This is a genomic window from Burkholderia sp. BCC1988, from assembly GCF_905339895.1.
Taxonomy (GTDB): domain Bacteria; phylum Pseudomonadota; class Gammaproteobacteria; order Burkholderiales; family Burkholderiaceae; genus Burkholderia.
In genome coordinates this window covers 574,402-598,368 of sequence record NZ_CAJPHA010000001.1, presented here as the reverse complement: position 1 = coordinate 598,368, position 23,967 = coordinate 574,402, and the positions used below count along the sequence as shown (strand labels likewise).

The following is a 23,967-nucleotide window of genomic DNA, read 5'->3' as shown; positions in this document are numbered from 1 at the left end:
CGACCGAAGGAAACGTCATCATGAAACTCATCGTCATCGGCCACGGGATGGTCGGCCACAAGCTCCTCGAATGCGTCGCCGCGCAAGCCGGCGCGGCGGGCGCGCTGCAGGTCACGGTGCTCGGCGAGGAACCGCGTCCGGCGTACGACCGCGTGCACCTGTCGGAATTCTTCGCGGGCAAGTCGGCCGACGACCTGTCGCTCGTCGAGCCCGGTTTCTTCGAACGGCATCCGCAGTTCGACCTGCGCCTGAACGCGTGCGTCGCGTCGATCGATCGCGACGCGCACACGGTCACGCTCGCGTCCGGCGAAACGCTCGCGTACGACAAGCTGGTGCTCGCGACGGGCTCGCGTCCGTTCGTGCCGCCGGTGCCGGGACGCGATCGCGCGGGCTGCTTCGTGTATCGGACGATCGAGGATCTCGAAGCGATGCAGGCGTGCGGCACGCACGCGAGGCGCGGCGTGGTGATCGGCGGCGGGCTGCTCGGCCTCGAATGCGCGAAGGCGCTGCGCGACATGGGGCTCGACACGCACGTCGTCGAATTCGCGCCGCGGCTGATGGCGGTGCAGGTCGACGACGGCGGCGGCCGGATGCTGCGCGCGAAGATCGAGGCGCTCGGCGTGACCGTGCATACGGGCAAGAACACGCTTGAAATCGTCGACGGCGAAGAAGGCATGCACCGGATGGCGTTCGCCGACGGTTCGCATCTCGATGCCGACATGATCGTGTTCTCGGCCGGCATCCGCGCACGCGACGAACTGGCGCGTGCGTGCGGCCTCGAAATCGGCCCGCGTGGCGGCGTCGCGATCGACGACGCGTGCCGCACGAGCGACGCCGACATCTACGCGATCGGCGAATGCGCGGCCTGGAACGGGATGGTGTACGGGCTCGTCGCACCGGGCTACGACATGGCGCGCGTGGTCGCGAAGCAGCTCGGCGGCGCCCCGGAAGAAGCGGTCGACGCCGTGTTCGCCGGTGCCGACATGAGCACCAAGCTGAAGCTGATGGGCGTCGACGTCGCGAGCATCGGCGACGCGCACGGCGCGACGGCCGGCAGCCGCACCTACCAGTACGCGGACGAGCGCCGCCAGGTCTACAAGAAGCTGGTGGTGTCGGACTGCGGCAAGTTCCTGCACGGCGCGGTGATGGTCGGCGACGCGACCGAATACGGCACGCTGCTGCAGATGATGCTGAACCGCATCGAGCTGCCCGAGTCGCCGGAATTCCTGATCCTGCCGTCGTCGGACGGCGCGGCGAAGCCCGCGCTCGGCGTCGACGCATTGCCGGAAGGCGCGCAGATCTGCTCGTGCAACAACGTGTCGAAGTCGCAGATCTGCGCGGCGGTGGCCGACGGCTCGACCAGCCTGGGCGCACTGAAGTCGTGCACGGGCGCGGGCACGTCGTGCGGCGGCTGCGTGCCGCTCGTCACGCAGATCATGAAGGCCGAGATGAAGAAGCAGGGCCTCGCGGTCAACAACCATCTGTGCGAGCACTTCCCGTATTCGCGCCAGGAGCTGTTCCACCTGATCCGCGTCGAGCGCATCACGACCTTCGACGCGCTGCTCGCGAAGCACGGCCACGGGCTCGGCTGCGACGTGTGCAAGCCGGCGGTGGCGGGCATCCTCGCGTCGTGCTTCAACGAGTTCGTGCTGAAGAAGGAGCATGCGGGGCTGCAGGATTCGAACGACTACTACCTCGCGAACATCCAGCGCGACGGCACGTACTCGGTCGTGCCGCGCATGCCGGGCGGCGAGGTGACGCCGGAAGGGCTGATCGCGGTGGGCCAGGTCGCGAAGAAGTACGGGCTCTACACGAAGATCACCGGCGGCCAGCGCGTCGACCTGTTCGGCGCGCGCGTCGAGCAGCTGCCGTCGATCTGGGAAGAGCTGATCGCGGCCGGCTTCGAATCGGGGCATGCGTACGGCAAGGCGCTTCGTACCGTGAAGTCGTGCGTCGGCTCGACGTGGTGCCGCTACGGCGTCGACGATTCGGTCGGCCTCGCGATCGACCTCGAGAACCGCTACAAGGGCCTGCGCGCACCGCACAAGATCAAGTTCGGCGTATCGGGCTGCACGCGCGAGTGCGCGGAAGCGCAGGGCAAGGACGTCGGGATCATCGCGACCGAGAAGGGCTGGAACCTGTACGTATGCGGCAACGGCGGGATGAAGCCGCGCCACGCGGAGCTGCTCGCGTCCGACCTCGACCGCGCCACGCTGATCCGCTACATCGACCGCTTCCTGATGTTCTACGTGCGCACCGCCGACCGTCTGCAGCGCACCAGCGTGTGGCGCGACAACCTCGAAGGCGGGCTCGACTACCTGGCCGATGTCGTCGTGCACGACAAGCTCGGGATCGCGGCCGAACTCGAAGCCGACATGCAGAACGTGGTCGACACCTACGAATGCGAATGGAAGAAGGCCGTCACCGATCCGGACACGCGCAAGCGCTTCCGACACTTCGTGAACAGCGACGCGCCGGACACGACCATCGCATTCGTCGAGACGCGCGGCCAGATCCGGCCTGCCACGCTCGCCGAGCGCGCGGGCGGCAAGCCCGTTGCGATTCCCGTCGTCGCCGAGCCCGCAACCGTGTGACTTCGACCGACACCAGCGTCTTTTCCAAGGAGCCCATCATGAACGATCGTCATCCCCTGTCCTGGACCCGCGTGTGCCCGCTCGACGACATCGTGCCGAACACCGGCGTGTGCGCGCTCGTCAACGGCGAGCAGGTCGCCGTGTTTCACGTCGCGCATGCCGAGGAAGGCGGCGTGTTCGCGATCGACAACGTCGACCCGGTGTCGCAGGCGGCGGTGATGTCGCGCGGGCTGATCGGCAGCCTCGGCGAGCGCGTGGTCGTCGCGTCGCCGCTGTACAAGCAGCATTTCGACCTGCGGACCGGCGAATGCCTCGAAGCGCCCGAGAAATCGGTGAGCGCGTATCCGTCGCGGGTCGAGGACGGTTTCGTGTGGATCGCCGCCTGAACGCCCCGGAGCACGCATGAGCGCGACCCCCGTCAAGAGTGTGTGCCCGTACTGCGGCGTCGGCTGCGGGATGGTGCTGCACGTCGAGGATGACGAAGTCGTCAAGGTATCGGGCGACTCCGACCATCCGGCCAACTTCGGACGGCTGTGCACGAAGGGTTCGTCGGCGCATGTCGCGCTGCGCCGCTCGGGGCGGCTCGACCGCGCGTTCGTGCGGCGCGCGCGCGAGGACGACCTCGTGCCGCTGCCGGCCCGCGACGCGATCGCCGAGACCGCGCGGCGGCTGCGCGCGGTGCTCGATGCGCACGGACCCGACGCGCTGTCGTTCTACGTGTCGGGGCAGATGTCGATCGAGGCGCAATACCTCGTGAACAAGCTCGCGAAGGGCTTCGTCGGCACCAACAACATCGAGTCGAACTCGCGCCTGTGCATGGCGAGCGCGGGCACCGGCTACAAGCAGTCGCTCGGCGCGGACGGCCCGCCCGGGTCGTACCAGGACTTCGATCGCGCGAACCTGTTCTTCGTGATCGGCGCGAACATGGCCGACTGCCACCCGATCCTGTTCCTGCGGATGATGGATCGCGTGAAGGCCGGCGCGAAGCTGATCGTCGTCGATCCGCGCCGCACCGGCACCGCCGACAAGGCCGACCTGTTCCTGCAGATCCGGCCGGGCACCGATCTCGCGCTGACGAACGGATTGCTGCACCTGCTGCATGCGAACGGCCGCATCGATGCCGCGTTCATCGATGCGTACACCGAAGGCTGGGACGCGATGCCCGCGTTCCTCGCCGACTACACGCCCGAACGCGTCGCCGAGATCACTGGCCTCGCCGAAGCCGACATCCGCACGGCCGCGCAATGGATCGGCGACGCGCAGGAATGGATGAGCTGCTGGACGATGGGGCTCAACCAGAGCACGCACGGCGTGTCGAACACCAACGCGATCTGCAACCTGCATCTCGCGACGGGCACGATCTGCCGGCCTGGCAGCGGGCCGTTCTCGCTGACCGGCCAGCCGAACGCGATGGGCGGGCGCGAGATGGGCTACATGGGGCCCGGGCTGCCGGGCCAGCGCTCGGTGCTGTCCGACGACGACCGGCGCTTCGTCGAACACCTGTGGCGCGTGCCGGCCGGCACGCTGCGCAAGGACGCCGGCCGCGGCACCGTCGACCTGTTCGAACGGATGGCGGCCGGCGACATCAAGGCGTGCTGGATCATCTGCACGAATCCGGTCGCGACGGTGCCGAACCGGCAGAACGTGATCGCGGGGCTGCAGGCCGCGGAGCTCGTGATCGCGCAGGACGCATTCCTCGACACCGAGACCAACCGCTACGCGGACATCCTGCTGCCCGGCGCGCTGTGGGCCGAGGGCGACGGCGTGATGATCAACTCCGAACGCAACATGACGCTGATGCGCGCCGCGGTTGCGCCGCCCGGCGACGCGCTGCCGGACTGGCGCATCGTCGCGGAAGTCGCGCGCGAGATGGGTTTCGGCGATGCGTTCGACTATGCGTCGGCGGCCGACGTGTTCGACGAGATCGTGCGGTTTTCGAATCCGGCGACCGGCTACGACCTGCGCGGCGCGAGCCATGCGGCGCTGCGCGAGGGCCCGGTGCAATGGCCGGTCGCGCCGGGCGCCGCGCGCGAGCGGCACCCGATCCGCTACCTGAACGACGGCGTGAGCCAGACGCTGCGCGCGGCAGCCGACGGTGGCGCTGCGCCGCGCCTCGCGTTCCCGACGCCGTCCGGCAAGGCGCGCTTTTTCGCGCGGCCGCACGTCGATCCGGCCGAGCTGCCGGACGATACGTTCCCGATCGTGCTGAACACCGGCCGGCTGCAGCATCAATGGCACACGATGACGAAGACGGGCAAGGTCGCGATGCTGAACAAGCTCAATCCGCGCCCGTTCGTCGAACTGCATCCGGACGACGCGAGCGCGCTCGGCATCGCCACGAAGGACAGCGTCGAGATTCGCTCGGCGCGCGGCCGCGCCGTGCTGCCGGCCGTCGTGACCGAGCGCGTGCAGCGCGGCAACTGCTTCGCGCCGATGCACTGGAACGACGTGTACGGCGACGACCTGTGCATCAACGCGGTGACGAACGACGCGATCGATCCGGAATCGCAGCAACCCGAACTGAAGTATTGCGCGGTCGCGCTCGCGCGCGTCGACACGGACGCGTTCGCGCCCGCGGCCGACGACACGGCGCGACCCGATGCCGCCGCCGGCGACGCGCGGCCCGTGCCGGCGGCGGTGCAGATCACGGCTTCACAGGAATCCGACATGGCAGACCTCGACACTTTCGCGGCCGCGCTCGGCGTGGCCGATCTCGCGCCGCCGCCGCTCACCGACGCGGAGCGCCTGTACGTGGCCGGCCTCGTCAGCGGGCTGAAGGCGAGCGCCGGCCGGCGCGACGGCGGCGTGCCGGTGCTGCCGGCCGGCGCGCCGCTCACGCCGCCGGTGCGGCTCTGGCTCGACGGGATGCTGGCGGGGTTGTTCAGCCGAGCGGTGCCGGCCCACACCGCGGAAGGCGCTGTGCCCGCACTGCCGGCCGAGGCCGCCGCGCCCGGCGGCGTGCGGATCGTGCGCACGCGCCCGAAGGTCGTGCTGCTGTGGGCGTCGCAGACCGGCAACATCGAATCGCTGACCGAGGACTACGCGACGCAGCTGATGAATGCCGGCTTCGAGATCCGCACCGCGTGCATGTCCGACTATCCGGTCGCGTCGCTGGCCGGCGCGCAGTACGTGCTGCTGATGACGAGCACGTTCGGCGACGGCGACGCGCCCGACAACGGCAGCGAGTTCTGGGACGCGCTGCAGGCCGGCAGCGCCGCGCGCCTCGACGGCGTGCACTTCGCGGTGCTCGCGTTCGGCGATCGCAACTACGACCAGTTCTGCGGGCACGGCCGCCGGCTCGATGCGAGGCTCGCGGAACTCGGCGCGGCGCGCCTGTGCGCGCGCGTCGATTGCGACGTCGAGTTCCAGCGCGATGCCGACCAGTGGCTCGAACGCGTGGCCGCCCGGATCAAGGAAGCGGATGCGGCGCTGCATGCGGTGCCGACCGCCGGGATGAGCGCGTCGGGGCTGCTGCCGACCAAGGCGCATCCGGCGCCGTCGAAGCTCGTCGCGAACCTGCGGCTCAACCGGCCGGGCGCCGCGAAGGACACGCGCTACGTGTCGCTGTCGACCGAAGGCGCGAATCTCGAATACGAAACCGGCGACGCGCTCGGCGTGTGGCCGACCAACTGCCCGGAGCTGGTCGACGAGCTGCTGTCGGTCACCGCGCTGAAGGCCGACGCCACCGTGTCGGTCGCGGGCGTCGGCGACATGCGGCTCGGCGATGCGCTGGCGCGCCACTTCGACATCACGCGCCCGCATCCCGACACGCTCGCGTTCATCGCGTCGCGCAGCGCGAACGGCGCGCTGAAGGCGCTGCTCGGCGACGATCGCAAGGCCGACCTGAAGCAATGGTTGTGGGGGCAACAGCTCGCGGACGTGCTGCACGAATTCCCGGTCGAGCTGTCGGGCACGGAGCTGGTCGGGATGCTGAAGCGGCTGCAGCCGCGCCTGTATTCGATCGCGTCGAGCCCGAGCGCACACCCGGGCGAGATTCACCTGACGGTATCGGCCGTGCGTTATCACAATGGCCGCCGCGCGCGCAAAGGCGTCGCGTCGACGTTCCTCGCCGATCGCGCGGACGATGGCCGCGTGCCGGTGTTCGTGCAGAAGTCCGCGCATTTCCGGCCGCCGGTGAACGGCGACGTGCCGGTCGTGATGGTCGGGCCCGGCACCGGCGTCGCGCCGTTCCGCGGCTTCCTGCACGAGCGGCAGGCGCGCGGCGCGCGCGGCCGCAACTGGCTGTTCTTCGGCGAGCAGCATGCGCAGACCGACTTCTACTACGGCGACGAACTGAGCGCGATGCGCGACAGCGGCTTCCTGACGCGGCTCGATCTCGCGTTCTCGCGCGACCAGGCCGACAAGATCTACGTGCAGGACCGGATGCGCGAGCAGGGCGCCGAGCTGTACAAGTGGCTGGAAGAGGGCGCGCACTTCTACGTGTGCGGTGACGCCGCGCGGATGGCCAAGGACGTCGATACCGCGCTGAAGGCGGTCGTCGCCGAGCACGGCGGGATGTCGGACGAAGCCGCGAACGACTACGTCGCGAAGCTCTCGAAGGCGCGGCGCTACATGCGGGACGTGTACTGACCACGCGCGGCGCAGCTCGACGCGGCCCGCCCGGTTGCGGGCCCGGCTTCGGCGACGCATTGACCCGCGACGGTTCGTGCCGTCGGGAAGGTCATCGACGGCGAACGTCGTACGCGACAGGCCGGGCGGCGGGCAGGGCGTTCCTGCGTGAACCGCCGGCCGCCGCCGGTTTGCGTCACTGTTGACGGTCCCACGCGCGCGCCTGCTCGGCGCGCACGAATGCTTCCGACGACTGTGGCAGCAGGTTGCGGAATGCGCCGCCGTCGTTTTCGATCACATCGACCATCTTCGCGATCATTTCCTCCGGATCGTGCTGCTGGAGCGGGAAGGTCAGCCGCTCGGGCGTCACCGTGTGGACGGCCGGATCGCGCCAGCGCCGCGGCGTTTCCATCATGCGGTCGTTGAAGCCGGTGCTGTACGGGCCGGGGTTCACGACCGCGACACGGATGCCGTGCGGCGCCAGTTCCGCGTGCATCGCCTCGGCGACCGATTCGACCGCGTGCTTCGACGCGCAATAGGCGCCCGTGAACGGCCCCGTGATCAACCCCGCGATCGACGACACGAACACGATCTTGCCGTGCCCGCGCGCGAGCATGCCGCGGGCGATCTGCTGCGTGAGTTCGAGCGGCCCGAACAGGTTGACGTCGAACAGCTCGCGCACGATCTCGACCGGCAGGTCGACCAGCGCGCCGGCCTCGCCGACGCCCGCGTTGTTCACCAGCACGTCGACTTCGAATTCGGCCGCGCGGGCGCGGTCGTAGGCCGACGTCACGTCGAGTTTCACCGCGCGCAGTGCCGTGCCGCGCTGCGCGGCGGCGTCCGTCAGCGCGTCGATTTCGGCGGTCGTGCGGACGCCGGCCGTGACCGCGTGACCGTGTTGCGCGAGCCGCAGCGCGACTTCGCGGCCGAAGCCGCTGCCAGCACCGGTGATGAGGATGCGTTTCTGAGCCATGTGCTTACCTCGAGGTGGGAAAGGTTGCGTGAAAGCGATCGCGGCAATGCCGCGCGATCGCGTCGTCCTGCTCGACGCTGCCGCCCGATATGCCGATCGCGCCGACGCAGCGCCCGTCGCCGTCGACGAGCGGCTCGCCGCCGCCGAACGTGACGAGCCCGCCGTGGCTGTGCTCGATCCCGCGCAGCGGGCCGTCGCCGGACATCGCGCCGAGCGCGGCGGTCGATGCGCGGAAGCGGATCGCCGTCAGCGCCTTGCGTTGCGCGAGGTCGATCGCACCGAGAAAGCAATCGTCGGTGCGGATGAATGCGAGCAGGTTCGCGCCGGCGTCGACGATCGCGATCGACACCCCGGCGACCTGCAGCGACGCGGCCTGCGCGAGCGCGGCTTCGATCGTCTGCCGGACGGCTGCGAGCGGCAGGGCGGGGTTGTTGTGCGAATCCATTCGATGCTCCGGCGGAAGACGACAGGGCCAGTGTAGGCAGTTCCGGTATATGGGAGAATCCGCATTCCACTCGAAGGAGTTTCAAGTTTTTTTAATGATGAGCAGACGCGATCCGATGGCCGGGCTGCACGTGTTCATGACGGTCGCGACGGCCGGCAACTTCACGCGCGCGGCCGCCGCGCTGGGACTGACGCCCGCCGCCGTCAGCCTTGCGATCGGCCAGCTCGAAGGCGAGCTGAACGTGAAACTGTTCAACCGCAGCACGCGCGGCGTGAGCCTGACCGAAGCCGGCCAGCATTACCGGCAGCAGACGGAGCCCGCGTACCGGCAGGTCATGCAGGCGCGCGACGCGCTGAAGGAGGTGCGCAGCGAGCCGGGCGGGCTGTTGCGCGTCACGGCGCTGCCGCTCGCGCGTTCGCTCGTGATCGCGCCCATACTGGCCGCGTTCCGCGCGCGCTATCCGAAGGTCCGGCTCGAAATCCGCTACGAGAACGAGCTGGTCGATATCGCGAAGGAGGGCTTCGACGCGGGGATTCGTCTTGCCGACCGGCTGCAGCCCGGCATGATCGGCGTGCGGATCGCGCCCGCGCTGACCTGCGCGCTGGTCGCCTCGCCCGGCTATCTGGCGCGGCACGGCACGCCCGCGTCGATCGCCGAGCTGGCGCGCCATGCGTGCATCCGGTTCCGGTTTTCGGAGAGCGGGCGCCTGCACAAGTGGCTGCTGCACGACGGGCGTCACGACGTCGATCTCGATCCGGAAGGCGTGCTCGTGACGAACGACGCGGATGCGGTGATCGATGCCGCGCGCGAGGGTGTCGGCATCGCGTTCGCGTTCATGCGCGAGCGCATCGACGCGGACCTGCGCGACGGCACGCTCGTCGAGGTGCTGCCGGGCGCGTGCCGGACGCTGCCGCCGATGTGGCTCTATTACGTGAATCGCAAGCATGTGCCGGCGAAGCTGCGCGCATTCATCGACATACTGCGGGAGCGGGCCGGCGCCGACTGGCACGATGACGGCGCGACTAAGGGACCGTAAGGCGGGCACGGCAATCCGTCCCCATTCCCCGAATCCCGCGCCGGTCGCGGGTTTGCTCTCGCGGGCTCGGCCGGGCCGGGAGAATTTCTCCCAAAAGCGTCGCAAGTCATTCATTCGACGAAAAATTCCCGGCGGTTCCCGGTATGATGCGCACCTTGCGCATGAATTTGACGCGTCGTTGATGCGACCGCCGCGCCCGAACCGCTCAGTACGGGATCGAAAGATTCTGTAATATAAAATCCGTATACTCGTAATTTCTGATTCAGGCGCCGCCTGGCTTCGTCCCAGGCCGACCGCCCACGCAGAACAACCAGATTCGTCGCCGCGAGGCCACCCCGCGCCGCGACAAGCTACGCACCACCACTGAACACTCTATGTCTTCCCGCCACCCTGGCCAGCCCGGCCGTGCCGCGGCAGCGATCGCCCGTGTCGCGACGCTGATCCGCAATGAGCGCGTGCTGTCGCCGCTGCTCGCGCTCGGCATCGGCCTGCTGCTGATCGTGGTGTTCCAGCACCTGTCCGAATCCGTCGACTACCGGTCGGTGATCCGCCAACTGCGCCACCTGTCCGCGGGCGAGTGGGGCGCGTCGCTGGCCGCGACGGCCCTCAGCTATCTCGCGCTCGTCGCCCGCGATGCGGTCGGCCTGCGCTACGTCGCCGCGAAAGTGCCGCGCGCCGCGCTGTGGATCGGCGCGATCGCCGGCTCCGCGCTCGGCAATGCGACCGGCTTCGGCGCGCTGACGGGCGGCGCCGTGCGCGCGCGCGTGTACGGCGTGTCGGGCGTCACGCCCGCGCAGATCGGCCGGATGACCGTCTTCACCAGCGGCACGCTCGCGCTCGCACTGGTGCTGATGACGGCGGTCGGCATGGTCTGCGTGCCGCAGACGCTCGCCGCGATGCTGCATGTCGCACCCGGCGTGCTCACGTGGAGCGGCGCCGCGCTGCTCGTGGTGCTGGGCGTCATGACGATGCTGTGCGGCAACGCCGCGCGCCCGGTCGTCACGCGCTTCAAATGGCTCGCGTTCGACGTGCCGGCGCGGCGCGACCTCGTCGCCCAGGTCGTCTATGCGGTGCTCGACGTCGTGGCCGCGGGCCTGACGCTGTGGGTGCTGTTGCCGTCCGCTCCAGTCGGCTTGCCGACTTTCATCACCGTGTACGCGGCCGCGCTGCTGCTGGGGATGATCGGCCATACGCCGGGCGGGATCGGCGTGTTCGAGGCCGCGATGGTCTTCACGCTGGGCCGCGAAGTGCCGGCGCACGCGATGGTCGCCGCGCTGATCGCCTATCGCGCGATCTACTTCGGCGTGCCGCTCGTGCTGTCGGCCGGCCTGCTGGCCGGGTTCGAAGGCCGCGCGCTGCGCCGCCGGCTCGTGACGCGGCAGGCCGCGCGCGTGTCGCAGCTGGCGCCGCTGTTCCTGAGCCTCGTGACCTTCGCGGTCGGCGGGATGCTGGTGATCTCGAGCGCGACGCCCGCGTTCTGGCACCGGATCGCGATCCTGCGCAACATCGTGCCGCTGTGGGTGCTCGAAGGCTCGCAGGTGATCTGCAGCGTGCTGGGCGTCGCGTTGCTGTTCGTCGCGCGCGGGCTGCTGCGCCGGCTCGACGGTGCATGGTGGATGACTTTCGCGCTGACGCTCGCGAGCCTCGCGCTGTCGCTGGCCAAGGGCCTCGCGTTCGTCGAGGCCGGCGTGCTCGGCACGCTGCTGGTGCTGCTGCTCGTCAGCCGCCGCCGCTTCAACCGGCATTCGTCGCTGCTCGCCGAGCGCTTCACGGTGAGCTGGTTCGTGTCGGTGACGATGGTGCTCGTGCTCGCCGTGTGGGTGCTGTGCTTCGCGTTCCGCGACGTGCCTTACACGCGCGATCTGTGGTCGCATTTCGCGTTCGACGAGCGCGCGCCGCGGGCGCTGCGCGCGACGCTGGCGGCCGGCGTGTTCGTCGCGATGTTCGCGCTGTGGCAACTGCTGCGGCCGGCGCCCGGGCGTTTCGTGAAGCCCGCCGAGCAGGACCTGATCGACGCGGAGCAGATCATCCGCGCGCAGGAGTGCAGCGATGCGGGCCTCGCGCTGATGGGCGACAAGTCGTTCCTGTTCTCCGAATCGCGCCGCGCGTTCCTGATGTATGCGAAGAACGGCCGCACGTGGGCCGCGCTGCACGATCCGGTCGGCCCGCGCGAGGAATGGCCGGCGCTGATCGGCAAGTTCATCGCGCTGGCGCACGCGCACAGCGGCCGCGCGGCGTTCTACCAGGTGCGCGCGAACGCGCTGCCGCTGTATCTCGACGCAGGGCTCACGCTGATGAAGCTCGGCGAGGAAGCGCATATCGCGCTCGACCGCTTCGACCTGAAGGGTTCGAACCGGTCGCACCTGCGCTATGCGCTGCGTCGCGGCGACAAGGACGCGCTGACGGTCGAGGTGATCGCGCCGCGCGACGTGCCGGCCGCGCTGCCGTCGCTGCGCGACATCTCCGACGGCTGGCTCGACAGCCGCGACGCGCGCGAGAAGAGCTTCTCGGTGGCCGCGTTCCACGACGGCTATCTCGCGACGCAATCGGTGATGCTCGTGCGCCAGGCCGACAAGCCGATCGCGTTCGTCACGTTCATGACGACCGACCTCAACACCGAGGCGACGGTCGGCGTGATGCGTCATCTGCCGGACGCGTCGCCGTATGCGATGGAGTATCTGTTTACGCAGCTCGCGCTGCATCTGAAGGAAGCGGGCTTCCGCAAGCTGAGCCTGGGCATCGCGCCGTTCTCGGGGATGGGGGCGGCGAAGATGCCGTCGCCGTGGCACCGGTTCGGGCTGATGGTCTGGCGCTTCGGCGGCCGCTTCTACAACTTCCGCGGCTTGCGTGCATTCAAGAGCAAGTTCGAGCCGCACTGGGAGCCGCGCTATCTCGCGGCCTCGGGCTCGGTCGGCGTGTTCGTCACGCTCGCGGATCTGTCCCTGCTGGCTGGAGGTCGGCGTTCATGATGTTGAAGAAGGGTATCGCGCGGGCGGCAGCCGCCTGCGCGGGAATGATGCTGGCCGGCGCGGCGTTCGCGGCGCAGGCCGCGGCGCAACCGGAAACCGTGTCGGGCGGCCGCTACGGCCCCGTGACCGTGACGAAGCCGGGCGGCCCGCTGCGCGGCTTCGTCGTGCTGTTCTCGCGCGGGCGGGGCTGGGGCGCCGCCGACCAGCAGGCGGCCGACGCCCTCGCGAAAGCGGGCGCGATGACGGTCGGGGTGGATTCGGAGCGTTATGCGGCGAACCTCGCCGCGAAGCAGGAAACCTGTCACCACCTCGACGGCGACGCCGAAGCGGTCAGCCACCAGCTCGAACGCCTCGCGCAATCGGCGCGTTACTACACGCCGATCGTCGCGGGCGTGGGCCAGGGCGGCGCGATCGCGAAGCAGATCCTGTCGATGGCGCCGGAGAACACGATCGCCGGTGTCGCGTCGGTCGCGCCGGCGGCGAAGCTCGATGCGCGCTTCAAGCCGTGCCCGCCCGATCCGACGATCGTGCGCCGCGCGATGCCGGGTTTCGTCGAAACGGCCGCGGCCGGCGACACCGCGACGCTCGTGTCGCTCGTCACGTCGCACCTGCACGACACCAGCAGCACCGACGAACTCGACGTGTCGGACCTGCCGCTCGTCGAGCTGCCGGCCAAGGGCGGCAGCGACCGCCTCGCGATCGTGATCTCGGGCGACGGCGGCTGGCGCGATCTCGACAAGACGATCGCCGAGGCGCTGCAGCGCGACGGCGTGGCGGTGGTCGGCATCGACAGCCTGCGCTACTTCTGGAGCGAGAAGCCGCCTGCACAGGTGAGCCGCGACCTGGCGCGCGTGATGCGCACCTACATGGCGCGCTGGCATGCGAACCGCGTGGCGCTGGTCGGCTACTCGTTCGGCGCGGACGTGATGCCGTTCGCGTACAACCGGCTGCCGGCCGACCTGCGTGACAAGGTGGCGGTGATGTCGCTGCTCGGCTTCGCGCCGGCGGCGGATTTCCAGATCCGCGTGACGGGCTGGCTCGGGATGCCGGCGAGCGACAAGGCGATGAAGGTCGCGCCGGAAATCGCGAAGGTGCCGCCGCAGCTTGTGCAGTGTTTCTACGGCGCGGAAGAGAAGGACACGATGTGTCCGGCGCTCGCGAATAGCGGTGCCGACGTGATCAAGACGGGCGGCGACCACCACTTCGGCCACGACTACATCGCGCTCGAGAAGAAGATCCTCGGCGCGTTCGGCAAGCCGGTGGCGGCGCGCTGAACGCCGACGCCCGCAGTGCGGCGGGCGCGGCGCTTGTGGTTCATCGGACGGGCAGCCTGCAGGCCGCCCGTTTTCATTTCCCGGCCTGCGTCTCGACTTGCGGCGCCGCTTCCTGCCGCGGCGCCGCCGTTCTCGCGTCGCGCTGATAGAAGCCGGGAAACCGGTCGAGCTGCCGGCGCGCGGCGGCCAGATCGGCATCGGCGCCGAGCACCGCGCTCGAAAACCCGGTGCGCTCCATCAACAGCAACTGATCGACCAGCACGTCGCCGGTCGCCCGCAGGTCGCCGGCGAAGCCGAAGCGCTTGCGCAGCAGATACGCCTGGCTGTATGCGCGCCCGTCGGTGAAGGACGGGAAGTGCAGGTCGATGCGCTCGGCCTGCGCGATGCGTGCGGCGAGCGGCTGCAGCTCCTCGTCGTTGCCGATCGTCAGGATCGTGCGGGTCGCGGTGTCCGGCGCGTTCGTATCGTCGGCGTGTTCGGCCGGCGTCAGCAGGCGGATGCGTGCGTTCGAGCTTTGGTCGGTCGGGATCATGCGTGCTCCGCCTGGTGACGGGCGTCGTTGGCCGCGGCCTTGAAGGGCTCGGCGCCGATGCGGCGCACCGTGTCGATGAATCGTTCGCTGCGGCCGTCGGCGTCGAGCCGCGCGTCGAGATAGACATTCACGAGCGCGTCGACGACATCGACGATCTCGTCGGCCGAGAACGACGGGCCGATCACCTTGCCCGGCCGCGCGGGGCCGCTCGCGCTCGAGCCGTCCGACCCGCCGAGCGTCACCTGGTACCACTCGGCGCCGTCCTTGTCGACGCCGAGGATGCCGATGTGCCCGCTGTGATGATGGCCGCAGGAGTTGATGCAGCCGCTGATGTGCAGGTCGATGTCGCCGACGTCGTGCAGCATGTCGAGATCCTGGAACCGCTCGGCGATCGCATCGGCGATCGGGATCGAGCGCGCGTTCGCGAGCGCGCAGAAATCGCCGCCCGGGCACGCGATCATGTCGGTCAGGAGTCCGACGTTTGCGCTGGCAAGACCGATCGAGCGCGCATGCTCCCACAGCAGGAACAGGTCGTCGACGTGCACCCACGGCAGCACCACGTTCTGCGTATGCGTGACGCGTGCCTCGCCGGCCGAGAAGCGCTCGGCGAGTTCGGCGAGTGCGTCGAGCTGTTCGGGCGACGCGTCGCCGGGCGCCTGCAGGCGGCGCTTGAACGACAACGTGACGATGCGCAGCGCCGGGTCGCGATGTGCTGCGACATTGCGCGCGAGCCAGCGCGCGAAGGCCGGATGGCGGCTGGCGTGCGCGGCCGTGCGCGCTTCGACGTCCTGCAGGTCGAGCGTGCGGGGCGCGAGGCGCGGCGGCACGAACGATGCCGCGATGCGGTCGAACTCGGCCTGCGGGATCGTGTGCGGGCCGCCGTCATGCTCGACGATCTGGCGGAATTCTTCCTCGACGTCGTCGATATAGCGCTGCCCCTCGCTCTTCACGAGGATCTTGATGCGCGCCTTGTACTTGTTGTCGCGCCGCCCGTAGCGGTTGTACACGCGGACGATCGCCTCGATGTAGTTCATCACCTGCTGCCACGGCAGGAACGCGCGCAGCAGCGTCGCGATCAGCGGCGTGCGGCCCATGCCGCCGCCGGCGCTCACGCGAAAGCCGAGTTCGCCCGCGTCGTTGCGCACGAGCTTCAGCCCGACGTCGTGCCAGTCGGTCGCCGCACGGTCCTCGGCCGCGCCGGTGATCGCGATCTTGAACTTGCGCGGCAGGAACGCGAATTCCGGATGCAGTGTCGTCCACTGGCGCATCACCTCGGCGAACGGGCGCGGATCGGCGATCTCGTCCGGCGCGACGCCCGCGCGCTCGTCGCACGAAATGTTGCGGATGCAATTGCCGCTCGTCTGGATCCCGTGCATGTCGACGGTCGCGAGCAGGTCCATCACGTCGGCCGCCTTCGCGAGCGGAATCCAGTTGAACTGCACGTTGGTGCGGGTCGTGAAGTGCGCGTTGCGGGTCGGCAGGCGCAGCGTGCCGAGCTGCGCCTGCGCGTCGCAGGCGGCGCGGTAGGTGGCGTCGTCGGGCACGTCGTAGTCGCGTGCGATGCGGGCGAGCACGCGCAGCTGCGTGCTCGACAGTTCGCCGTACGGCACGGCCACGCGCAGCATCGGCGCATGGCGCTGCACGTACCAGCCGTTCTGCAGGCGCAACGGCCGGAACGCATCCTCGCTCAGCGTGCCGTGCTGCCAGCGTTCGAGCTGGTCGCGGAACTGGGCGGCGCGGCTGTGCACGAGCGCCCGGTCGAAATCGGTATATCGGTACATGACGTGATACGCGAGAGGAGCGGCGGCGCAAGGGCGCGCGCCGCTCGGGAGGGGATGTTGCCACGGGTGTCGGGCAACAGGGACAGCGTAGGGAACGCGGGGCGGCGGGACAAGCAGCAGATCGGAACGGAATCGGCGCAGCAGATCGGAGCGGAAACGGCTTAGCAGATCGGAGCGGAAAGGGCGCAGCAGATCGGCGGAGCGCGCCGGTGTGTGCCGGGGCATGCGGTGCGCATGCCCCGCGTCGGGTTCAGGTTTGCGCCGGCGCGTCGACGATCAACGCCGGATCGAGCGCGCGGATGCGCTGGTCGATGAAGTAGCCGCCGCCTTCCTGATAGCGCAGATAGAGCCGGCCGCATGATACGCAGCGGCTGACGTTGCAGCGGTTGTACGGAAAGTGGCGCGGTGCGATCGGCGCGTCGTCCGACGCATAGCGCGTGCCGGCCGGATGATATTCGTCGTAGGTCGGCTCGGTCTCGCCGGGCGGCGCAAGCGTGGCCACTTCGGTCAGTTGCGTGTCCTGCAGCGACAGCGGCAGGGTCGTCCAGCCGGCGAGCGAGGTTCTCGTGCACGTGCACGGCTGCGTAACGTGTGCCGCTTCGGCTGCCAGTTTCAGCAACGCGTCGTGATCGAGGCAGGGCAGTTGGCTCATGGGCAATCGTGAAGGAGCGGCGGGACCAGCAATGTAACCCGCGCGCGGCTTCGCTGCATGGACGTGATGCGGGCCGCGCGCAGCGTGCGCACGAGGCGCGATCAGCCCGACTTGCGTACCGCCGGCCCGGCGACCAGCTCGCCGAGCACGCGGATCGCGCGCTCGATGTCGCGGCTCCACGGATGGCCGAAGTTCACGCGCACGCAGCGCTCGAAGCCGTGCGCGGCCGAGAACAGCGGCCCCGGTGCGAAGCTGATGCCGCGCGCGATCGCCTGGCGGTGCAGTTCCATCGCGTCGATCGCGTCGGGAAACGACAGCCACAGGAAATAACCGCCGTCCGGCCGCACCCACTCGACGCCGGGCGGCAGACAGCGCCGCAGCGCGTCGTCCATGCGCGCGAGCTGCGCCTGCAGGGTGCCGCGCAGCTTGCGCAGGTGACGGTCGTAGCCGCCGTGCTCCAGATAGTTCGCGATGCCGGCCTGCGCGGGAATGCTCGCCGACAGCGTGGTCATCAGCTTGAGCCGCTGCACCTTCTCCGCGAACCGGCCGGCGGCGGCCCAGCCGATCCGGTAGCCGGGCGCGAGCGTCTTCGAGAACGAACTGCAATGCATCACGAGGCCGTGCCGGTCGAATGCGCGCGCGGGCAGCGGGTAGTCGGGGCCGAAATGCAGCTCGCCGTAAACGTCGTCCTCGATCAGCGGCACCTCGCGTGCGGCCAGCAGCTCGACGAGCGCGCGCTTCTTGTCGAGCGACAGCGTGACGCCGGTCGGATTCTGGAAATTGGTCATGAACCAGCACGCGCGGATGTCGTGCCGGTCCAGCGCGTTCGCGAGCGCATCGAGATCGAGGCCCGTGCGTGGATCGACGGGAATCTCGACCGCGCGCAGGTCGAGCCGCTCGATCGCCTGCAGCGCCGCATAGAAACCGGGAGACTCGACCGCGACGACGTCGCCGGGCCGCGTGACGGCCATCAGGCACAGGTTCAGCGCTTCGAGCGCGCCGTTGGTGACGACGATCTCGTCGACGGGCTGCGCGACACCGGTTGCCAGATAGCGCCGCGCGATCTGCTGGCGCAGCGCCTCGCTGCCGGGCGGCAGGTCGACGACCGTGCTCCACGGGCTGACGAGCCGCGTCGCCTGCGCGAGCGATTTCGCGAGGCGCGGCAGCGGAAACAGCTGCGGCGCGGGAAATGCGGAGCCGAGCGGCACGATGCCGGGCTGCGTCGCGGCGTCGAGCACCGAGAACACGAGGTCGCTGATGTCGACCTTGCGCGTGGCGCCGGCACGGCTCGCGCGGCGTTTCGCGGGCGGGTTCGCCGCCGGGCCCGCGCCCGGCGCGACGTAATAGCCGGAACGCTCGCGTGCGCGGATCAGCCCCCACTGTTCGAGCAGGTAGTACGCGCGAAACACCGTCGACTGGCTCACGCCATGCTGCGCGATGATCTGCCGCAGCGACGGCAGGCGCGTGCCGACCGCGAGGTTGCCGTTGCGGATTTCGTCGGCGATCGTCTGGGCGAGGGTTTCGTAGCGTTTCATCGGCGCGGGCGGAGCATGCTTGGTGCCGCTCGCGCGGGGCCGATGCGGCGCCGCGCCGGCGGGCGCGCGTCATTGTCCGACGAGCGGCACGAAAAGGAAAGCGCGACGGCCGCGGCCGGTCGCGCTGTCGTGGCGATGCCGATGCGTGCGCATCCGTCGCGCGTGATCGCGGCGTTTACGCCTGCGTGGCGTGGATGCGCATGCGACGGCGCGACGCACATGCAGGCGGAGGTGACGACACGGCGCGACGGATGACGCGCGTCGCCGAATGCATCGAATGCACTGAACGCTCCGAACGCATACGCAGTACATGCCGCGTGGCGCCGTGGCTGCAAGCGGAGCCGGCACGCGTCGAGTCTTGCCTTTCACCTGATGATTCTCCGTTCGCGTGGCCGGGTTCGCGCGCGTGCGGCGACATGCAATCGAACGCGTACATGGATGACGCGCTCCGAATGGGCGGATGCAATGCGCGTGCGGCTTGTTCCAATTGCGCGGCGAAATTTTTTGTGGTCTTGTTGCACGATCAAGCATCGACTCGAAAAAAGGACAGTCGAATGCATACGGGGAATTCGGACGAGGACCGATTGATCAGGGGAATCGGCGCGCGCCGTGCGCGCCGCGCCGCGTGCCGGTGGCTTGTCGTCCTGACGCTGGGCTGGCAGGGCCTGCCTGCCTGCGCCGCTTCCCCCGAGACCGTCGGCGACAACGTGCTGCGTGTCCTTGCGTGGCCCGGCTACGCGGACAACGATGTCGTCAATGCATTTGAGACGCACTTTCATGTGCACGTCGAAGTAACCTTCGTCGATTCCGACGAAGCGTTGTGGACACGGATGCACAGCGCGTCGCCGCCGCCGTACGACGTGCTTGCGGCCAACACGGCCGAGATCCAGCGCTATGCGAGCGACGGCCTGCTCACGCCGATCGACCTGTCGCAGATCCCCAACCGCCGGCGGCAACTGCCGAATTTCCAGCAGCTCGCGACGATCGGCGGACTCGTGCGCAACGGCTCGACCTATGCGATTCCGTTCACGTATTCGTCGATGGGACTGATCTACGATCGCAAGCAGGTGCCGGTCGCGCCGCGCTCGATGCTGGAACTCTGGAATCCGCGTTACCGCGGCAAGGTGCTCGACTTCAACAGCGCGCCGCATAATTTTTCGTTCACCGCGCTCGCGCTCGGCTATCCCGACCCGTTTCGCCTGTCGCCCGCGCAAACGCTTGCCGTCGCGCACAAGCTGGTCGAACTGCGGCGCAACCTGCTCACGTATTACACGCTTCCGGACGAGGCGACCACGCTGTTCGTCCAGCATCGCGCGGCGCTGATGTTCGGCAACTATGGCACGCAGCAGGTCGAACAGCTGCGTCGCGCCGGTGCGGATGTCGGCTACGTGATTCCGGACGAAGGCGCGCTCGCGTGGCTCGACTGCTGGGGCGTCACGCGCGGCGCGGAGCATCGCGAACTGGCGTTCGCGTGGATCAACTACATGCTCGAACCGGCGATCGGCGTGCTGCTGACCGAACGCCAGGGGCTCGCGAATACGCTCCAACCGCCACCCGGTCTCGAGGCCGGCCACCAGCACCTCGTCTGGATCCAGCCGGTCGAGGACATCGCGCGGCGTGAGTCGCTATGGAGCCGCATCGTGTCGGGCGACCGGCCGGAGCGGTTCGAAAAATGATCAGGCTCGGGCTCACGTGGAAGCTGTCGATGCTGTTCGCATGCATCGGCGTGATCGCGTCCGGCACGACCGGCTACTACACCTACCGCGCGAACCGGACGATGCTCGTGCAGGAAGCGCAGCACAGCCTGCTGATGTCGACGCACTTGCTCGGACAGCGCTTCACGACCGCGCTGTCCGACGTGGCCGACGATGTGCTCGTGCTCGCGCAATTGCCGGCGTCCGCGTCCGTCGCGAGCGGGGAAGGCGCCGATCGCGCGCCGCGCACGCGGCTCGAACAGGTGTATTACAGCTTCATGAAGAACCACCCCGAGTACCTGCAGATCCGGCTGATCGCGCGCGGGGATTTCGGGCTCGAGCGGATCCGCGTCGATCGCGACGCGCATGGCATCGTCGTGTTGCCGGAGAGTGCATTCCAGGAAAAAGGGCAGTTTCCTTACGTATTCGATACGCTTGCGACGGCGCCCGGTCATATCTACCTGTCGCCGATCGCGATCAATCACGAGACCGGCTCGCATGCGGCCGAAGGGCTGCCGATCCTGCGCGTGGGCACGCCGGTGGTCGACGAAGGCGGCCGGGTCGTCGGCGCGCTGGTCGTCGACGTCGAGCTGACGCGCATGTTCGACCGGCTCGAACGCGATCTGCCGCCAGACTACGTGGTGTATCTCGCGAACAAATGGGGCGATTTCCTCGTGCACCCCGATCCGTCGCAGATCTTCGGCTTCGATCGCGGGCACCGCGTGCTGATGCAGGACAGTTTCCCCGACACGCGGCTGCTGTTCGTCGGGGCGCGCACGAACGTGGCGCTCAACGGTCTCACGCAGCCCGACGCCGCACCGGGCCAGATGTTCGCGTTCGTGCGCACGCCGTTCGGCAACAACGAGGGCAACCGCTTCGTGGTGCTCGGCATGGCGCGTCCGCTCACGGACGTGCTGGCGCCGGCCGGGATGCTCGGCGAGCGGATCATCCGGATGGTGCTCTTGATGAGCGTGGCGGCGGTGATACTCGCGATCCTGTTTGCGAGCGCGATCACGCGGCCGTTGCAGATGCTCGCGCGCGCGGCGACCCACGTGTTCGACGATCCGGCCGCCGAACGGTTGCCGGTCGCGCGGGCCGACGAGATCGGCGTGCTGGCGCGCTGTTTCGACAGCATGCGCGTCGAGATCCGTACGCAGGTCGCGATGCTGCGCGCGAAGCAGCTGGAGCTCGCGCATCTCGCCGGTCACGACCCGCTGACCGGCTTGCCGAACCGCCTGTTGTTCATGGAGCATCTCGATGCCGCGATCCGGCATGCGGCCGCGGTGCGCGAGGGGCTGGCGGTGATGTTCGTCGATCTCGATCGCTTCAAGCAGATCAACGACCAGCACGGGCACGCGGCCGGCGATCGCACGCTCGTCGCGGTCGCGAAACGGCTGAGCCTCGCGCTGCGCAGCGGCGACATGGCCGCGCGGCTCGGCGGCGACGAATTCATCGTGCTGATTTCGGACGTGCGATCGCCCGCGGTGATCGGCGATATCGCGTCGCGTATCCAGATCGTGATGGCCGAGGAACTGGAATTCGGCGACCGGCACCTGGCCGTGGGCGCGAGCATCGGCGTGAGTGAATATCCGGCGGATGGCGCGTCGGCCGAGGAACTGCTGGTCAAGGCCGACGCGGCGATGTACGCGGCGAAGGCGTCCGCGCAGTGCGCGTGCGTGCGTTACCAGGAACTGCTCGGCGGCGGTATCGCCACCGACGACGGCGGCCGCGTGGCGGCGGAGGGCAGCCGCTGACGGCAGGCCGGCCCGGCGCGCGGCAAAAACGCGGCGAGCCCGTCACGGGACGGGCTCGCTGGATCCGGGCGGACCGCGCGCGATGCGCGCGGCGGCCGACTTAGTGGCCGAAGTAGACCGAGTCGCGCGCGTTGCGCACCTTGACCGCCGGTGCGCCGCCCTGGACGACCGGGGCCGGCTGCGCGCCGTAGCCGCTGTTGTCGGCAGCGTGTGCGCGCGCTTGCGCGGCCTGGATGTCGGCCGGGTAGTACGGGCTCGACTGGCTCGGCTTGTAGCCGGCGTTCTCGAGCTGGACGAGTTCGTTGCGCACCTGGGCGCGGGTCACGGTGCTTTGGGCGAAGGCGCCGAACGAAGCGGACAGGGCGACAGCGGCGACGACTGCGGAAACGAGCGATTTCATGATGACCTCCGATGTTCTATTGGGTTCGCCGGCGACACCATGTCGTAAGCGATTGATTACATCGTAGGCGTCGCTGGATTCAGGGTAAACGTGGATTCCAGCGAAAGATCATTGTCGGTGAGGCAACAATTCCAACATGAGTTCGATCCGTCCCCGTTCCGCGTTGCGGGAATTGCAAACTGACGGCGGACGGGCGGCGAGACATCGCGCACGGGCGAACGCCCGGTGGCGGGGCATCGGCAGGTGGGGCGGCTGGCGGGGGGCGTTGGCGGATCAGACGCCGTCGGCGTCGTCGATTTCCTTGCGCTCGCGGCGTTCCTCGTTGCCGCGGCGCGCCCGCAGGCGCTGGCGCGACAGGACCGCGATCACCTGCTGGGTGGGCGCGCCGGACGGCAGCTCGTTGCGGATGCGATCGGGCACCATCGGCAGGCCCGCGCGCTGCCGGCGCAGTGCCTTCGCGATTGCCCGGCGGCATTCGTCCCCGTGGCAATCCCATTCATCGCGGATTCTCTGGCAATAACGGCATTGTTCCATCGGGACAGTCTAACGCGTCTTGGCGATCGGAGCTGAAGGCGCAACGGACGGGGCTTGGACGGGCGCGGGCGCCGGCGCGATCCTGCGCGTGTCCGGCGACGGCGTTCGACATGATTCGAGGCTGAATCTTGCCCGAGCGCGGCGCGGGGCATCGGGCGAGGTCACGCGATGGCGCGCCATCGAAGCGCATGACACCGGTTCAATCCAATTCATGATGCGTCGCTCTATCATGTGAAAAATACATGCACCCAACAAGGAGGCGAGATGACGCTTGCGCAGTTGCAGGCCCTGGCTGCCGTGGTCGAACTCGGCTCGCTGACGGCCGCGGCCGATCGGCTCAGCCGCAGTCAATCCGCGATCAGCCACGCGTTGACCGAACTGGAGGACATCACCGAGGTCAAGCTGCTGTTGCGCGACCGCCAGCCGGTCGTCCTGACCGCTGCCGGCGAACGCCTGTGGCCGTACGTGCAGAACGTCGTCCGGGAAGCGCAGACGCTGCGCCAGCAGTTCGGCCTGGCGCGCGGCAAGCTCGAGGGTCGGCTGGTGGTGGCGTCGCTGCCGAGCGTCTCGCTCGCGTTCGTCGTACCCGCGCTCGAAGCGTTGAAGGCGGCGCATGAGGGCGTGACGGCCGTGCTGCTCGAAGGCACGGACGCGGAAGTCGAAGGGTGGCTCGACGACGGCACCGCCGACATCGGCGTGGTCGCCGGCACGAAGACTTTCGCGAACAACCTGCCGTTGCTCGACGAGGATTTCGTCGCGGTGGCGGCGGACGGCATGTTCGACGGCCGCGAGAGCGTGTCGGCGAAACGGTTGGCGACGATGCCGTTCATTTTTTCGAAGGCGGGGTGCGGGCCGGTCATCGCGGATTACTTCGCGCGCAACGGTGCATCGCTTCGCGCCGCGTTCAACGTGGTCGAGATGCGGACCATTCTGTCGATGGCGGAGGCGGGAATGGGCGTGTCGATCGTCCCGCGCATCACGCTCACCTATACCCGGTTCGGCGGCCGGGTGCTGGCGTTGTCGCCCAGGCTGCATCGTTCCGTGCGACTGGCGTGGAACGCGAGCGGCAACGCGGTCGCCGACGCATTCGTGAAACTGGTCGACGCGCAACGCGCGAAGGCGGAAAAGGCGATGCAGGCACGCGCGAAAAAGGGCAAGTAGCGGGCCGGCGGAACGACGCGATGACGGGGTGAAGCGCGCTCATGCGTGACTTGCAGTTTATTCA

General features: G+C 69.0%; 17 protein-coding genes. 9 read left to right on the top strand and 8 right to left on the bottom strand.

Going from position 1 to position 23,967, the window contains the following annotated elements:
- Positions 1-20: 20 nt before the first annotated feature.
- From nirB to U4012_RS02520, 3 genes are read left to right on the top strand one after another with little or no spacing between them, the layout of a single operon-like run.
- Positions 21-2,594, top strand: a complete 2,574-nt coding sequence (gene nirB, locus U4012_RS02530) for a nitrite reductase large subunit NirB (protein ID WP_321795886.1) — start codon at positions 21-23, stop codon at positions 2,592-2,594.
- Positions 2,595-2,632: 38 nt separating this feature from the next.
- Positions 2,633-2,980 (top strand): nitrite reductase small subunit NirD, encoded by a 348-nt coding sequence (gene nirD / locus U4012_RS02525; RefSeq protein ID WP_044843338.1) that lies wholly within the window; start codon positions 2,633-2,635, stop codon positions 2,978-2,980.
- A 16-nt stretch (positions 2,981-2,996) separates the two neighbouring features.
- Positions 2,997-7,184, top strand: coding sequence for a bifunctional nitrate reductase/sulfite reductase flavoprotein subunit alpha (locus U4012_RS02520; RefSeq protein WP_321795882.1), 4,188 nt, complete (start codon positions 2,997-2,999; stop codon positions 7,182-7,184).
- 175 nt (positions 7,185-7,359) lie between these two features.
- Here U4012_RS02520 and U4012_RS02515 read toward each other — a convergent pair whose 3' ends face one another.
- On the bottom strand, positions 7,360-8,136 hold the full coding sequence (locus tag U4012_RS02515) for an SDR family oxidoreductase (protein ID WP_321795880.1): 777 nt from the start codon (positions 8,134-8,136) through the stop codon (positions 7,360-7,362).
- Between the two features lie 4 nt (positions 8,137-8,140).
- Complete coding sequence (locus U4012_RS02510) at positions 8,141-8,581, bottom strand: heme-binding protein (RefSeq protein WP_321795878.1); 441 nt, start codon at positions 8,579-8,581, stop codon at positions 8,141-8,143.
- A gap of 97 nt (positions 8,582-8,678) precedes the next feature.
- Here U4012_RS02510 and U4012_RS02505 point away from each other — a divergent pair, with 97 nt between their 5' ends.
- From U4012_RS02505 to U4012_RS02495, 3 genes are all read left to right on the top strand, one after another.
- Positions 8,679-9,617: a LysR family transcriptional regulator gene (locus U4012_RS02505; protein WP_321796011.1), complete on the top strand. Its 939-nt coding sequence runs from the start codon at positions 8,679-8,681 to the stop codon at positions 9,615-9,617.
- 374 nt (positions 9,618-9,991) lie between these two features.
- A complete protein-coding gene (mprF, locus tag U4012_RS02500) occupies positions 9,992-12,586 on the top strand; it encodes a bifunctional lysylphosphatidylglycerol flippase/synthetase MprF (RefSeq protein WP_321795876.1) in 2,595 nt (864 codons plus the stop codon).
- Positions 12,583-13,860, top strand: a complete 1,278-nt coding sequence (locus tag U4012_RS02495) for a virulence factor family protein (protein WP_044845704.1) — start codon at positions 12,583-12,585, stop codon at positions 13,858-13,860. Before mprF ends, U4012_RS02495 begins: the two co-directional genes overlap by 4 nt.
- A 73-nt stretch (positions 13,861-13,933) precedes the next feature.
- Here U4012_RS02495 and U4012_RS02490 read toward each other — a convergent pair whose 3' ends face one another.
- The 4 genes from U4012_RS02490 to U4012_RS02475 form a co-directional block, all read right to left on the bottom strand.
- Positions 13,934-14,392, bottom strand: a complete 459-nt coding sequence (locus U4012_RS02490) for a DUF934 domain-containing protein (protein ID WP_321795873.1) — start codon at positions 14,390-14,392, stop codon at positions 13,934-13,936.
- Complete coding sequence (locus U4012_RS02485; RefSeq protein ID WP_321795871.1) at positions 14,389-16,173, bottom strand: nitrite/sulfite reductase; 1,785 nt, start codon at positions 16,171-16,173, stop codon at positions 14,389-14,391. The genes U4012_RS02490 and U4012_RS02485 overlap by 4 nt, the downstream gene beginning before the upstream one ends.
- A gap of 250 nt (positions 16,174-16,423) precedes the next feature.
- The gene (locus tag U4012_RS02480) at positions 16,424-16,825 is read right to left on the bottom strand and encodes a hypothetical protein (RefSeq protein ID WP_321795869.1); all 402 of its coding nucleotides are present in this window, start codon (positions 16,823-16,825) and stop codon (positions 16,424-16,426) included.
- A gap of 101 nt (positions 16,826-16,926) precedes the next feature.
- Positions 16,927-18,360 (bottom strand): PLP-dependent aminotransferase family protein, encoded by a 1,434-nt coding sequence (locus tag U4012_RS02475; protein WP_321795867.1) that lies wholly within the window; start codon positions 18,358-18,360, stop codon positions 16,927-16,929.
- Positions 18,361-18,914: 554 nt separating this feature from the next.
- Here U4012_RS02475 and U4012_RS02470 point away from each other — a divergent pair.
- Positions 18,915-20,036: an extracellular solute-binding protein gene (locus U4012_RS02470; protein WP_044845699.1), complete on the top strand. Its 1,122-nt coding sequence runs from the start codon at positions 18,915-18,917 to the stop codon at positions 20,034-20,036.
- Positions 20,033-21,808, top strand: coding sequence for a sensor domain-containing diguanylate cyclase (locus U4012_RS02465; protein ID WP_124484653.1), 1,776 nt, complete (start codon positions 20,033-20,035; stop codon positions 21,806-21,808). Before U4012_RS02470 ends, U4012_RS02465 begins: the two co-directional genes overlap by 4 nt.
- Before the next feature lie 100 nt (positions 21,809-21,908).
- On the opposite strand, the gene U4012_RS02460 is transcribed toward U4012_RS02465, so the two are convergent.
- Both U4012_RS02460 and U4012_RS02455 read right to left on the bottom strand, forming a co-directional pair.
- The gene (locus tag U4012_RS02460) at positions 21,909-22,208 is read right to left on the bottom strand and encodes a DUF4148 domain-containing protein (RefSeq protein WP_124484654.1); all 300 of its coding nucleotides are present in this window, start codon (positions 22,206-22,208) and stop codon (positions 21,909-21,911) included.
- 273 nt (positions 22,209-22,481) lie between these two features.
- Entirely contained in the window at positions 22,482-22,742 is a 261-nt protein-coding gene (locus U4012_RS02455) for a hypothetical protein (protein WP_006760082.1), read from the bottom strand.
- A gap of 264 nt (positions 22,743-23,006) precedes the next feature.
- On the opposite strand from U4012_RS02455, the gene U4012_RS02450 reads away from it, so the two are divergent.
- On the top strand, positions 23,007-23,903 hold the full coding sequence (locus U4012_RS02450; protein WP_321795861.1) for a LysR family transcriptional regulator: 897 nt from the start codon (positions 23,007-23,009) through the stop codon (positions 23,901-23,903).
- Positions 23,904-23,967: the final 64 nt, after the last annotated feature.